This is a genomic window from Geomonas terrae (assembly GCF_004791675.1).
GTDB lineage: Bacteria > Desulfobacterota > Desulfuromonadia > Geobacterales > Geobacteraceae > Geomonas > Geomonas edaphica.
In genome coordinates this window covers 162,354-174,186 of the sequence record NZ_SRSC01000001.1, presented here as the reverse complement: position 1 = coordinate 174,186, position 11,833 = coordinate 162,354, and the positions used below count along the sequence as shown (strand labels likewise).

Genomic DNA, 11,833 nt, shown 5'->3' with positions numbered 1-11,833 from the left:
GCTGCAAGAATCGGTGCGCTACACGGCCCGGTAGATGCGTTCCACCGGGCAGACGGTCCGAAAACGCCTGCGGGCCGTGCCGAAGAGGGTCTCGGACTTGCCGAGCACGAGGTAACCGTCAGGGGCGAGGGCGTCGGCGAAGGCGTTCAGGATGGTTTCCTGCCGCTCCCTTTCGAAATAGATGAGGACGTTGCGGCAAAGGATCAGGTCACACGGCTCCCACTCCCTCTGGTGGTTCAGGTCTGCCTGGGAGAAGGCGACCTTGCCGGAGAGCTCGGGGCGCAGGCGAAAGCGCGCCCCCTCCGGCTCGAACCAGCGCTCCAACTGGCCGGGGGCGAGCTCGCCCAGCCGGTCCGGGTGGTAGATCGCCTCGCGCGCCTGCACGAGTGTCGCGGCATCGACGTCCACGCCGCGGATCTCGACCCTCTCGGCGTACCCGGCGAAGCGCTCCTTCAGGATCATCGCCAGGGTATAAGGCTCCTCACCCCCCGCGCACCCGATGCTCATGAGCCTCAGCCGCTCGCGGGAGGCCAAGAGTTCGGGCAGGACCGTGGTGGCGAGCTTCTCGAAGACGGACGGGTTCCTGAAAAAATGGGAGACGTGGATGGTGAGGACGCGCAGCAGGTGGTCCTGCTCGGTAGTGCTTTGGCCCAGGAGTTCACCGTAGGCCTCCGGGGAGGGGGACTGGGTGGCGCGTACCCGGATATGGATGCGCCTTTTGACGCATTTGTCCTTGTACCCGTCCAGGGTGAACCCGGAGCGTGTCTTCAGGATGCGCCCGATGGCCTCGAAGGTTTCCGGGGCGATATCCGGCTCGGCGCCGCTTACGCCGTCAAGCATCTGCCGCGCCGCGGGCGTTTGTCGCCGTTGCCTTGCCTGGTGCAACCGAGGTCATGAAAAGCCCCTGTGAACTGGTGATTGGAGATGCCGTTCAAACAGCAAATCAGATAGCACAACTGCGGCTCAAAAGTCAATGAGGACGTCTACTTGCGCGAAAAAAGCCCCGCCTTGTCCGGACGGGGCTTTTTGCCCTTCACGCGTGAAGGGGTAACCCTAGGACGCGAGGTAGGCGGCGATGTTCTCGGTGAGGGTGCGGTAGATCTTGCGGCACTCCACCTCGTCGCGCTCGAGGAGCGTCACGCGGAAGCCCAAAAGCTCGGTGTTGAAGGAGGAGAGCGGCACGACGCAGATCCCGGTGTGGGCGAGGATGTAGTAGACGAAGCGCTTGTCCGGGGCCACTCCGGGCTGGTTCACGATCCCCTCCACGAGGGCGCGGATCTCGGGGTTCGCGATGGGAAGGCTCTGGGTGTCGTTCAGCACCCCCTTCTTGAAGGGGACCGCCATGTAGAACGCGCCGTTGGTACGGTTCACCGAGAGCTCGGGCACCTTCGCGAGCGCCTCGTACATGATGTTGCTCATCTTCTCGTAGCGGGTGATGCGCTCCTTCAGGTAGTTATGGTAGTCCGGGTGCTTCATCACGGCGGGGAGGCAGCGCTGCGGCAGCGTCGTGGAGCAGACCTCGTTCATCTTGGTGGAGAGGATCGAGTTGACGAACTTCTTGAAGCGCGCGTCGCGCTCGCCGTTGTAAACCTCGATCCAGCCGCAGCGCGAGCCGGGCCACGGCAGCTCCTTGGAGATCCCCTTCATGGCGATGGCCGGGACCTCGCCGATCACGTCCGAGATGGGGACGGTGTGCTCGCCGTTGTAGACTATGTTGCTGTACACCTCGTCGGCGATCAGGAACAGGTCGTACTTCTTCGCGATCGCCACGATCTGCTTTAACACCTCGGGGGGGTACACCATCCCGGTCGGGTTGTCCGGGTTGATGAGCATGATGCCGGAGATCTGCGGGTTGTACTTCACGTGGCACTCGAGGTCATCCATGTCGGGGTACCAGTTGTCCTCGGGTTTGAGGCGGTAGCAGACCGGGACGGCGTTCGCGTGGGCCGCCTCGCCGATGGAGTGCGTCGTGTAGGTGGGGGAGGGCATGAGCACGCGGCTCTCCGCCCTCAGGTTCCCGTACACCTTGGCGATGGCGTCGCCGAGACCGTTGAAGAAGATGATGTCGTCCGGGGTGATCTGTGCGCCGCCGCGGCTGTTGGTGATGCTGCAGATGAACTCGCGGGTCTCGAGGACGCCGCGCGTCGGGCAGTAGGCGTAGCTGTCGTCGTTCATCGCCTCTGCCGCTACGATCTCCTTCATCCAGAGCGGGATGATCTCGCCCTTGACGATGGGGTCACCGATGTTCTCCCAATTGACCTTCACGCCGAGGCGCTGCACCTTCTCGGCCACGGTGACGATGTTTCGGATTTCGTAGGTCAGTTCTCCCGCGCCGGGAGTAACTATTTCGTTGCGCATCTTTTTCCCCCTGATGGTATGTATGCAGCTGTTGTTCGAGCGGATTTTGTATAAAAAAAGGCCGTGGGGGTCCCCCACGGCCTTTAGTAGAAATCTTTTGTTTTCTAATCAGCAGTGGCGGCTCTGGAAGTTTCTGGCCGCTGCTGCTGCGTGGACGACGCCACGTGATGTAACGCTGTTAGTATACATGACGCCTCTGATATCATGCGGAAATGTCAATGTCAACGTTTTTTCTGTCTACCGGGCAAGTTCCGTCGCCACGGTGAGCCTGCCATCCGGGTCGCGCCAGCGCATCCAGCCAGCAGGGTTCTCAAGCCGCGCCCAGGCGTCCTCCACCTCGAGGATGCGCACGCGCTGGTCGCGCGCGACGGCTCCCGCCGCGCTACCCGCAGCACCCGGGGCGCTTTTCACCTGGTACCACTCCTTCTTCATGCCGGGGAGCACGCGGACGCTCCGTCCCGGCAGGAACTCGCGCCAGGCTATGTAGCGCCAGCTCCGGTCGTCCTGCACCCACCCCTGGCGCCCCGCATCGTCCAGGGCGACCCGGGACCAGCCGCGCCGCCTCTCGTACACCGCGACGAGCGCGCTGTCGGGTGCTCCGCTAAGGTGGGGCAGGGAAAACGGGGCGAGCTCGGTGAGCCGCTCCACGCCCGGCTCGTGGTAGAGCGGGACCGTTCCCGGCTCACGCCCCGGGGCGTCCTGCACCACGAGGACACCGCTGCCGCTGTAGGGGCGCGGCGCCGGCGGGGCACCCGCTGCAGCGCCGGCGGTTAGGGCCAGAAGCAAGGCTCCCGGCAAAAGGTGTCTCACATCTCCACCAGGGCGAACTCGTTGCCGTCCGGGTCGGCGACAACCGCCATTTTGCCCCACTGACTCTTCTCCAGGGGCTCGGTGAAGCGCACCCCCTCGCTCACGAGCTTCGCGTAGAGCTCCTCGAGCCCCTTCACGGTCAGGGTGATGCCGGTGTGGCGTCCCACGAGCTTTACCGCCGCATCGTGCATGGCAAGCGATACGCCGAGTGCGGTACCCTCGCCGGGGAGGAACTCCATCATGTACTCGGTCTCCTGGCCGGGGGGGAGCCCCAACTGCTCGCGATAAAAGCGGCGTGCGGCCTTGATGTCCTTGACAAATACAACAACATTCTTAATTTTCTCTACCATGGAAACCACCTTGAATGGTATGTTGTGACAGCGTTTTAACTACATAGCAGAGTGAGCGGGCGCTGGCAAGGTTAATCAGCCGCCGACTTTTCGTCCGCGGGAGGGATACGTGACGCAGCATTTCAAGCCCAGGGAGGTCTACGTCGCCTCCTCGTACATGGCCCCGGTGGGGCGCTACAACGGCCGCGAGCGCGAGGCGCTCACCTTCCTGCAGATGGCGGAAAAGGCGGGCGAGGTCTTCGCCGGGAGCCGCATCCGGCGCAGCGACGTCGGCGCGGTCGTGGTCGGCTGCCAGAACCCGGTCGCCTTCTCCGGGGTGGACAACACCGCGGCCAAGATCGCCGGCGTGCTCGGCATCTCCGGGGCGAAGTCGGTACTGATCGACACCGCATCTTCGTCGGGGGCCTCGGCGCTCGAGTACGCCTACCTGCAGATCGCCTCCGGGCGCTGCGACCACGTCCTCGCCATCGGCATCCAGAAGATGAGCGACGTCGCCACCGGGCAGGCGACCCGCATCGTGGCCGGGGTGATCGACCGCGACGAGGCGGAGTTCGGTCTCTCCATGCCCGCCTGCGGCGCCCTCGTCGCGCGCTCCCTCATAGAGCGGCTGAAGCTCTCCACCGAGGAGTGGACCGCATTCTCGGCGCTTTTGACGCAGAGGGCGCACCGCTTCGCCGCGAAGAACCCGGAAGCGCACCTAAATTTCGAGATCCCCCTCGAGGATTACTACCGCCAGATCGTCACCGGGAAGAACTACCGCTACTGGTGGCCGCTTCGCTACCACGACTTCTGCCCCATGTCCGACGGGGTTGCCGCGGTCCTTTTGTCGGCCACGCCGCACGAGGTGATCGTCTCCGGCGTCGGGAGCGCCACCGACATCCCCACCATCGCGGACCGCCCCTACTTCCACAGCTTCCCCGCCACGGTGCGCGCCGCGGCCGAGGCGTACGCCATGGCCGGGATAAGAAAGATCACCGACTTCTCCGGCAAGATCCACGTCAACATGCACGACCCCTTCAACGGCTTCGGCCCGATCAACATGGTGGACCTCGGTTTCGTGCACCGGCGCCGCATCCTTGACGGGCTTTTGGACGACGAGCTCACCGGGGAAAACGGGGCTTTCCCCACCAACGTGACCGGCGGGCTCAAGGGGCGCGGCCATCCGCTTGGCGCCACCGGGATGATCCAGATCGTCGAGAACCACCGTCTCATCACGCAGGGGCGCTTCAAGGCGGGGCTTGCCCACTCCATCGGCGGCCCGATCAACAACAACGTGGTGACCCTTTTGGAGCAGACCTCGCACTACCGGCAGCGCCCCCGTCCCGAGCTCGCCCCGTGGGGGCTTCCCCCCCTCGGGCGCATGAAGCCCAAGAACCTCACCGTGAACGAGCTCGTGAACGGCACCCCGGTAGCCGCGCGCTTCGTTGCCGCCACCACCCGCTTCAACTTCAAAAACGGCGAGCCGGAGGGGATCATCATCATCGTCTCCTGCTTCGCGGAAGGGAAGCGCTACTCCTTCCTCTTCGGTGTTGCCGGCGAGCACTACGCGGAGATCGCGCAGCTCAAAACCGGTGATCCGGTGAGCCTCGAGCGCGCGGGCGAGGAGATCCTCGTGAACCGGATCCCGGTGCGCAAGTTCTACCGGCGCACCATGGACGGGATGCTGGAGCTTGCCGGCAGCGGCTGGAAGAAACTCACCGGCAACGGCTAGAGGGTTTGCCTTGACAGGGCGTGCCGGATCGGTATATTAGCCGCCGGTCCGGGCTCCCCGGGCAAGCAAGCAATGAAGGAGCAGGAAGGATGACCATGCTGTTCAAGATCCTGGGTGTGATCTTCGCCCTTTTCGTCGTTTTGTTCGTCGCCATCGTGATCGAGGAGTCTTTCCTCGGGGGACGCCGCAGGAGGCGGCTCGAGCGTAAGGCGCGCGCCGAGGCCGAGGCGCGTGGCGTCGAGAGGGGTTAGGGACCGGCGGCCGGCCGGGTAGGGGGCTTCATGGATGGCGCGGTGAAGGTCGTCGCGATCGTTGGGAGCTACGTGAGGGGGGGCGTCGTCGACCAGGTGGTGGACGAGGTCCTTGCCGGCGTGGTCGCAGCGGGCGGTCGCGCCGAGAAGCTTTACCTGCTCGACACCCACGTGGAATTTTGCACCAACTGCCGCCTCTGCACCCAAGAGCCCGGGAGGGCGCGCGGCATCTGCCCGATAGCCGACGAGATGTCGCGGGTGCTCGACCTTGTGGAGGGGTGCCAGGCGCTCGTTCTTGCCTCTCCCACCAACTTCGGTTCGGTGACCGCCGTTACAAAGCGCTTCGTGGAGCGGCTCGTCTGCTACGCCTACTGGCCCTGGGGAACCCCGGCCCCTAAGACGCGCTCGCAGGAAAGGCCGCGGCGCGCCGTCCTCGTCGCCTCCAGTGCGGCCCCCGCCTTCATGGCGCGGCTTTTCACCCCGGTGCTGAAGACGCTCCGGCAAAGCGCGGATCTTTTGGGGGCTCGTTGCGTGGGGACTGTTTTCGTCGGTTTCGCGGCGCGGCAGGAGCGCCAGGGGGCGGGCAAACGCACCCTCACAAGGGCACGTTTCCTGGGCGAGAAGCTGGTGCTGGAGCGGTAGCGGCGCTACCTGCGGGGTGAGGAGGTCGTGAAGCCGTCCTCGCGCCCCCAGATGCGGCGCGCACGCCTTGCCGGTACGCGGACCGGCGTCGCGGCATGTCCCAGGGTGAGCAGGTGCGGCAGTGCGGCGGCCGCGGCCAGGAGCGCCACCGGGGCGGCGGTCGTGCCCGCCTCCGCAAAGCTCTTCAATATGGTCATCGTTTCGTGCGTCATGCTCCCTCCGTGGTTCAAAAGCTGCATCGGGGATCGAGACAAGCAAGAGGCGTTCCCCCGATGTAAATACCCGGTATCGCTTGGTTCCGCCTTCCGGACGCACCGCTTTTGACGGAGGTTTTTTTGACTTTCGCCCCTTTTGTGACGGGAATTTGACGCGTGACGTGCTTTCCCCACTCATGAGTATCCCGTTGATTTTTCATCGACAACTTTAGTATATTGACCCGGATAGCCCAAAGCCAAAGGAAGGACTTATGGTACGAAGAATACTGACCTATCCGGACCCGGAGCTGAAGCAGCGCTCCCTGCCGGTCACCGTGATCACCGACAAGACCCGCGAACTCGTGCGGGACATGGCCGAGACCATGTACGACGCCCCGGGCGTGGGGCTCGCCGCGCCGCAGATCGGCGTGCACCAGCGCATCGTCGTCATCGACGTCTCGTGCAAGGACGAAAAGCCCGAGCTGATCGTCGCCATCAACCCCGAGATCATCCACGCCGAGGGTGAGGCGTTCGAGGAGGAGGGGTGCCTCTCGGTGCCTAAGTTCTCCGCCAACGTGCGCCGCCATGCCCGCGTCGTGGTGAAGATGCTCAACCTGGAGGGGGAGGAAGTGGTGATCCGCGCCGATGATCTCCTCGCCATCGCCTTCCAGCACGAGATCGACCACCTGGACGGCGTCCTCTTCATAGACCACCTCTCCCCGCTCAAGAAGGGGATCTTCAGGAAGCGCTACCAGCGCGCCCTGGAGGAAGCAAAGGAGCAGCATTGATGACCGGTTTGCGCATCATCTTCATGGGAACCCCCGAATTCGCCTGCCCGACCCTGCGCACCCTCATCGACCGCGGTGAGAACGTGGTGGCCGTCGTCACCCAGCCGGACCGTCCCAAGGGGCGCGGCCAGCAGACCCTCCCCCCTCCGGTGAAGGTGTTGGCCGAGGAGCACGGCATCAAGGTCTTGCAGCCGGTGAAGGTGCGCCTTCCCGAGTCGATCGAAGAGATCCGCGCCCTCGAGCCTGACCTCATCGTGGTGATCGCCTTCGGGCAGATCCTTCCGAAGGCGCTCCTCGAAATCCCGAAATACGGCTGCATCAACGTGCACGCCTCGCTCCTGCCGCGCTACCGCGGCGCCGCTCCGCTTAACTGGTGCATCATAAACGGCGAGAGCGAGACCGGGGTCACCACCATGATGATGGACGTGGGTCTCGACACGGGCGACATGCTCCTGAAAAGCGCCACCCCCATTGATCCGGACGAGGACACCCAGAGCCTGCACGACCGGATGTCCAAGCTCGGTGCGGAACTTCTGGCCGAAACCCTGGACCGCCTGGTCGCGGGGGAACTCGTCCCGGAGAAGCAGGACGACTCCCTCACCTGCTACGCCCCGATCATGAAGAAAGAGGACGGCCTGATCGACTGGCAGAAAAGCGCCCGCGACATCAAGAACCAGGTACGCGGCATGACGCCGTGGCCCGGCGCGTTCAGCTACCTGGACGACAAGCTCCTCAAGGTCTACAAGGTGCAGACCGCAACCGGAACCGGCGTCCCCGGCACCGTGCTCGCAGCCTCGCGCGACGGCATCGAGGTGGCCTGCGGCGAGGGGAGCCTCCTGATCAGCGAGCTGCAGCTCGAGGGGAAAAAGAGGATGGCCGCCGGCGACTTCCTGGCCGGCTACAAGGTGCAGGCAGGCCTTGCCCTCGGTAGAAAGGATGCCGCCGTTGGCGTCTAAAGGAACCTATCAGAAACCGCCCCAGAAGCGGCTCTTCGTCGCCCTCATGGGAGTTACGTGCCTGCTCGTGGTGGGACTCATCTACCTCGGGTGGTACATCCCCACCATGGGGCTTGCCAACATCCATCCGGATCTCCCCCGTGTCGTCGGCATGGTGTTCGCCGTCCTCTCCGGTATCGCGGTGCTCGGCACGGCGCTTCTCGTGCTCACCACCGCGTTCGGCAAGGACATCCTCGGAACGAAGTTCATGCGCGGCGTGGTGATCAAGTTCCTCCTCCCGCTCATCGAGCAGATGGGGAAGCTCTGCGGCATATCGAAGGACACCATAAGGCAGTCCTTCGTGGCGATGAACAACTCGCTGGTCATCTCGCAGCGCCTCAAGGTGAAGCCGGACCGGATCCTCATCCTGCTGCCGCATTGCCTGCAGCTTGCCGAGTGCGAGATCAAGGTGACCGGCGAGATCAACAAGTGCATGCGCTGCGGCCGCTGCGACATCATGGGGCTTGCCGACCTGGCGCAGCGCTACCAGGTGGATATCTCGGTGGCCACCGGCGGCACGCTCGCCCGCAAGGTGATCATCGAGAAGCGCCCGAAGTTAGTACTCGCCGTCGCCTGCGAACGCGACCTCACCTCCGGCATCAAGGACTGCTACCCCCTTCCCGTGATCGGGGTGCTGAACGACCGTCCCTTCGGGCCCTGCTTCAACACCCGCGTCGACGTCGAGAAGATCGACGCCGCGCTCCGCTCAGTGCTGGCCTAGCCCCATGTCGACCCGCAAGACAACACCATGCCGTTTTGCGCCGCTACGTGTAGCGGCGCTTTGCTTTACGCTCATGATGCTCGCCGCCGCCTGCGCGACCGCCTCGGAAATCACCGGCTACCGCGTGATGCGCGAAGCGGTCACCGACCGCGCCGGGCGTGCGCTCTGGGCCGTTCGAGGGTTCAAGAAGGACGGCGTAGAGCACCGGCTCGCGGTCGATGCGGAGAGCTTCGCGAGCTTCGATCTACCGGCCGCCCAGCTTTTTCCCGTCAAGGACGCCCCGGCCGACTCCTTCCGGCGCACGCGGCTTGGCCGGACCGTGTACCGTTACACCGCTCCCCCCTACCGGCTGCAAAACGGCGGCGCCACGCGCGCCGAGAGCGGCGCGGACGGTCTGTTCCTCACCGTCGACCTTTGCCCCTCGAAGCGCCCCTTCGAGCGCGAGCTTTTCGAGGCGGCGGAGGCGCTTGGGAAGGGGGCACCGGTCCCGGTCGCGGTCATGGTCTCGGGGCTGTGGCTTGCAAGCCACCCGGATGAGGTCGCCTACCTGAAAGGGGAGGTCGCGGCGGGGCGGCTCGCCGTCACCTGGGTGAACCATTCCTGGCACCATCACTACGACGCCAAGGCGCCCCTGGCCGAAAACTTCCTCCTTGCCCCCGGCACGGACCTGACCGCCGAGGTGCTCCACCTGGAGGAGCTCCTCCTCGCCCGGGACCTCGTCCCGTCCCCCTTCTTCCGCTTTCCCGGCCTCGTGTCGGACCGCGCCGTCATGGAGCGCCTGGGCGAGCTCTCCCTGGTGCCGGTCGGAGCCGACGCCTGGCTCGCCAAGGGCGAGGAGCCGCACCGCGGCAGCTTCATCCTCGTGCACGGCAACGGCAACGAGCCGAAGGGGATCAGGCTCGCGCTGCCGCTTTTGAGGGAGAAAAAGCCGCGTCTGCTGCCGCTTTCGGAGGCCTTCGCCCGCTGAAATCCCGCTCTTTTCCCCTTTACCCCGCGCGGCGCTCGCCGCGTTCCACCGGCTGCCGGCCGCGTGCCGCAGCTTTTTGCCGAGGTGCGTCATGAAGCCTTTCTTTCTCGTCATCCTCACCCTTGTCGCGACTTTCGCCGTCACCGTCCCCGGGCACGCCTGGGCGGCCGAGCGACACGTCGTTGCCGTCTCTTATGCCCCTGTTCTGAACACCCCCGACTTCGCAGGGAGCTTCGGCGGCGCCGTCCGTCTCGACCCCTGCCGCGGCGTGCGACCCGTCGAGTTCGTCGCCCTGCCGGGAACCCTCTTCACCGTGCACGGCGAGCTTACGCGCTCCGGTGTGAAAGTCCTGCGCGTCACCACCAACGACTACCCGTACCCCTCGAAGACCGGGCTCTTCGTGGACGAGCGCTTCGTGAAGCAGGCGAGCGGTCCCGTCACGGAGCGCAGCCGCAAGCTCCCGGCGCGGGAAGAGATCCAGAAACGGCTCCTATCCACTCTGGGCAAGCCGTACGTATGGGGCGGGAACGTCAAGGACGGTGTGCCGCTTTTGAGAAAGTACTACCCGCAGGGGGACCCGCTATCCGGGGTGGACTGCTCGGGGCTTTTGTACGAGGCGACCGACGGCTTCACGCCGCGCAACACCTCGATGCTCACCTCCTACGGCAATCCGGTTGCGGTGGCGGGGCTTTCCGCGGAGGCGATCGCAGGAAGGCTCGAACCGCTGGACCTTTTGGTGTGGAAGGGACACGTGATGATCGTGCTCGATGAAGAGTCGGTGATCGAGAGCCGGATGGGGTGCGGCGGGAAGCAAAGCGGCGTCATGATGACGCCGAAGCTGGAGCTCTTGAAGGGGATCATGAAGACGCGCAGGCCCGTGGACCGTTTCCCGGAAGGGAGCGCCGGGGACCGCACCTTCGTGGTGCGCCGGTGGTTTCCCCGCGCGGGAGGGTGAGGCGTTTAGGCGCGGGCGCTCTGGAGGCTTAAGGGGGCGCCTTTTCTGGCTACAAGCGGGATCTCTCCCTGCAGCTCTTCGGAGGTCGGGAGGGAGCCTTCCGGCACCACGGTGAGGAACACCTCCACGATCATAGGATCGAGTGACTCGCCGCTCATGGCGGCCACCATCTCGCGCGCCTTGGCGAGGGGGTAGCGCTTGCGGTAGGAGCGGTCCATGGTGAGGGCGTCGTAGACGTCGGCGACCGAGACGATGCGTGCCTCCAGCGGGATCGCCTCGCCGGCGAGCCCCAGGGGGTAGCCGGTGCCGTCGTATTTCTCGTGGTGGTGGCGGATGATGTTGCGGGCGGCCTCGGAGAGCCTCGCCTTGTCCGCCAGGTCGGCGCCCCAGTCGGTGTGCATCTTCATGGTGGCGTACTCGGCGGCGTTCAGGCTGCCGCTGCCGTTCAGGATCACCTCGGAGACGCCGATCTTGCCGCAGTCGTGCAGCCAGCTGCCGTACTTGATCTGCCGCTGGGTCTCCTTGGAAAGTCCCATGGCGTCGGCGATCAAGAGGGCGTACACGGCGACCCGGTCGCAGTGCCCCTTGGTGCTCGGGTCCTTGAGCTCGATGGTCTGGGCGAGGGAACGGAGCACCGCCTCGTCCTCGCGCCGCATGGAGCGCACGGTGCGGTAGCGCTTAAGCCCCTCCTGCACCACGTCCAGGATCTCCTGTTCCTTCCAGGGCTTTAAAAGGTAGCGGTACACCTCGGAGTTGTTGATGGCGGCGAGCGCGGTGGCGAGGTCGACGTAGGAGGAGATGAGCACCTTCACGGTGTCCGGCGAGACGTGGCGCAGTTCGGTGAGAAAATCCAGCCCCGACATCCCGGGCATCTGGTTGTCCGATACCACCACCGCGATCTCGTGGTGCCGGAACAGCTCCAGCGCCTCCTCCGCGTTGCCGGCGGTGAGCAGGTCGATCCCCTTCTGCTTGAAGAGATCTACGGATGCCTGCAGGATCAATTTGTTGTCGTCCACGAACAGAATTTCAGCCGCCATCGGTGCTTCCCCTCGCTCATAACATGCGCATATCCGCGCAGATGCAGTTCCGAC

At 65.0% G+C, this 11,833-nt stretch carries 14 protein-coding genes; 8 read left to right on the top strand and 6 right to left on the bottom strand.

Annotation, left to right across the window (positions count from 1 at the left end):
• Window positions 1-18 precede the first annotated feature (18 nt).
• From E4633_RS00765 to E4633_RS00750, 4 genes are all read right to left on the bottom strand, one after another.
• Window positions 19-840, bottom strand: coding sequence for a CheR family methyltransferase (locus E4633_RS00765; protein ID WP_135868376.1), 822 nt, complete (start codon window positions 838-840; stop codon window positions 19-21).
• Between the two features lie 213 nt (window positions 841-1,053).
• Complete coding sequence (locus E4633_RS00760) at window positions 1,054-2,358, bottom strand: pyridoxal phosphate-dependent aminotransferase (RefSeq protein ID WP_135868375.1); 1,305 nt, start codon at window positions 2,356-2,358, stop codon at window positions 1,054-1,056.
• Between the two features lie 237 nt (window positions 2,359-2,595).
• The gene (locus tag E4633_RS00755) at window positions 2,596-3,168 is read right to left on the bottom strand and encodes an SH3 domain-containing protein (protein WP_135868374.1); all 573 of its coding nucleotides are present in this window, start codon (window positions 3,166-3,168) and stop codon (window positions 2,596-2,598) included.
• Window positions 3,165-3,518, bottom strand: coding sequence for a VOC family protein (locus E4633_RS00750; protein ID WP_135868373.1), 354 nt, complete (start codon window positions 3,516-3,518; stop codon window positions 3,165-3,167). The genes E4633_RS00755 and E4633_RS00750 overlap by 4 nt, the downstream gene beginning before the upstream one ends.
• Before the next feature lie 109 nt (window positions 3,519-3,627).
• Here E4633_RS00750 and E4633_RS00745 point away from each other — a divergent pair, with 109 nt between their 5' ends.
• From E4633_RS00745 to E4633_RS00740, 3 genes are all read left to right on the top strand, one after another.
• The gene (locus E4633_RS00745; RefSeq protein WP_135868372.1) at window positions 3,628-5,229 is read left to right on the top strand and encodes a thiolase family protein; all 1,602 of its coding nucleotides are present in this window, start codon (window positions 3,628-3,630) and stop codon (window positions 5,227-5,229) included.
• 89 nt (window positions 5,230-5,318) lie between these two features.
• Entirely contained in the window at window positions 5,319-5,480 is a 162-nt protein-coding gene (locus E4633_RS20390; RefSeq protein ID WP_162604911.1) for a hypothetical protein, read from the top strand.
• A gap of 30 nt (window positions 5,481-5,510) precedes the next feature.
• Window positions 5,511-6,122, top strand: coding sequence for a flavodoxin family protein (locus E4633_RS00740; RefSeq protein WP_135868371.1), 612 nt, complete (start codon window positions 5,511-5,513; stop codon window positions 6,120-6,122).
• A gap of 5 nt (window positions 6,123-6,127) precedes the next feature.
• On the opposite strand, the gene E4633_RS00735 is transcribed toward E4633_RS00740, so the two are convergent.
• Window positions 6,128-6,334 carry a hypothetical protein gene (locus tag E4633_RS00735; RefSeq protein WP_135868370.1) on the bottom strand — a complete coding sequence of 69 codons (207 nt, stop codon included), beginning with the start codon at window positions 6,332-6,334 and terminating at the stop codon, window positions 6,128-6,130.
• 254 nt (window positions 6,335-6,588) lie between these two features.
• On the opposite strand from E4633_RS00735, the gene def reads away from it, so the two are divergent.
• The 5 genes from def to E4633_RS00710 all read left to right on the top strand — a co-directional run bounded on the left by def (window position 6,589) and on the right by E4633_RS00710 (window position 10,742).
• Complete coding sequence (gene def, locus E4633_RS00730; protein WP_135868369.1) at window positions 6,589-7,104, top strand: peptide deformylase; 516 nt, start codon at window positions 6,589-6,591, stop codon at window positions 7,102-7,104.
• On the top strand, window positions 7,104-8,060 hold the full coding sequence (gene fmt, locus E4633_RS00725; protein ID WP_135868368.1) for a methionyl-tRNA formyltransferase: 957 nt from the start codon (window positions 7,104-7,106) through the stop codon (window positions 8,058-8,060). The genes def and fmt overlap by 1 nt, the downstream gene beginning before the upstream one ends.
• The gene (locus E4633_RS00720) at window positions 8,050-8,820 is read left to right on the top strand and encodes a DUF116 domain-containing protein (protein ID WP_162604916.1); all 771 of its coding nucleotides are present in this window, start codon (window positions 8,050-8,052) and stop codon (window positions 8,818-8,820) included. The genes fmt and E4633_RS00720 overlap by 11 nt, the downstream gene beginning before the upstream one ends.
• A gap of 4 nt (window positions 8,821-8,824) precedes the next feature.
• Entirely contained in the window at window positions 8,825-9,787 is a 963-nt protein-coding gene (locus E4633_RS00715; protein WP_135868366.1) for a polysaccharide deacetylase family protein, read from the top strand.
• Window positions 9,788-9,878: 91 nt separating this feature from the next.
• Window positions 9,879-10,742 carry an NlpC/P60 family protein gene (locus tag E4633_RS00710; RefSeq protein WP_135868365.1) on the top strand — a complete coding sequence of 288 codons (864 nt, stop codon included), beginning with the start codon at window positions 9,879-9,881 and terminating at the stop codon, window positions 10,740-10,742.
• 5 nt (window positions 10,743-10,747) lie between these two features.
• Here E4633_RS00710 and E4633_RS00705 read toward each other — a convergent pair whose 3' ends face one another.
• Window positions 10,748-11,779: an HD-GYP domain-containing protein gene (locus tag E4633_RS00705; protein ID WP_135868364.1), complete on the bottom strand. Its 1,032-nt coding sequence runs from the start codon at window positions 11,777-11,779 to the stop codon at window positions 10,748-10,750.
• Window positions 11,780-11,833: the final 54 nt, after the last annotated feature.

What these genes read in the sequence shown, in the direction of transcription:
- def (WP_135868369.1), top strand. Translation starts at nt 6,589, where the DNA reads ATGGTACGAAGAATACTGACCTATCCGGACCCGGAGCTGAAGCAGCGC.
- E4633_RS00715 (WP_135868366.1), top strand. Translation starts at nt 8,825, where the DNA reads ATGTCGACCCGCAAGACAACACCATGCCGTTTTGCGCCGCTACGTGTA.
- E4633_RS00740 (WP_135868371.1), top strand. Translation starts at nt 5,511, where the DNA reads ATGGATGGCGCGGTGAAGGTCGTCGCGATCGTTGGGAGCTACGTGAGG.
- fmt (WP_135868368.1), top strand. Translation starts at nt 7,104, where the DNA reads ATGACCGGTTTGCGCATCATCTTCATGGGAACCCCCGAATTCGCCTGC.
- E4633_RS20390 (WP_162604911.1), top strand. Translation starts at nt 5,319, where the DNA reads ATGACCATGCTGTTCAAGATCCTGGGTGTGATCTTCGCCCTTTTCGTC.
- E4633_RS00735 (WP_135868370.1), bottom strand. Translation starts at nt 6,334, where the DNA reads ATGACGCACGAAACGATGACCATATTGAAGAGCTTTGCGGAGGCGGGC.
- E4633_RS00710 (WP_135868365.1), top strand. Translation starts at nt 9,879, where the DNA reads ATGAAGCCTTTCTTTCTCGTCATCCTCACCCTTGTCGCGACTTTCGCC.
- E4633_RS00765 (WP_135868376.1), bottom strand. Translation starts at nt 840, where the DNA reads ATGCTTGACGGCGTAAGCGGCGCCGAGCCGGATATCGCCCCGGAAACC.
- E4633_RS00750 (WP_135868373.1), bottom strand. Translation starts at nt 3,518, where the DNA reads ATGGTAGAGAAAATTAAGAATGTTGTTGTATTTGTCAAGGACATCAAG.
- E4633_RS00705 (WP_135868364.1), bottom strand. Translation starts at nt 11,779, where the DNA reads ATGGCGGCTGAAATTCTGTTCGTGGACGACAACAAATTGATCCTGCAG.
- E4633_RS00760 (WP_135868375.1), bottom strand. Translation starts at nt 2,358, where the DNA reads ATGCGCAACGAAATAGTTACTCCCGGCGCGGGAGAACTGACCTACGAA.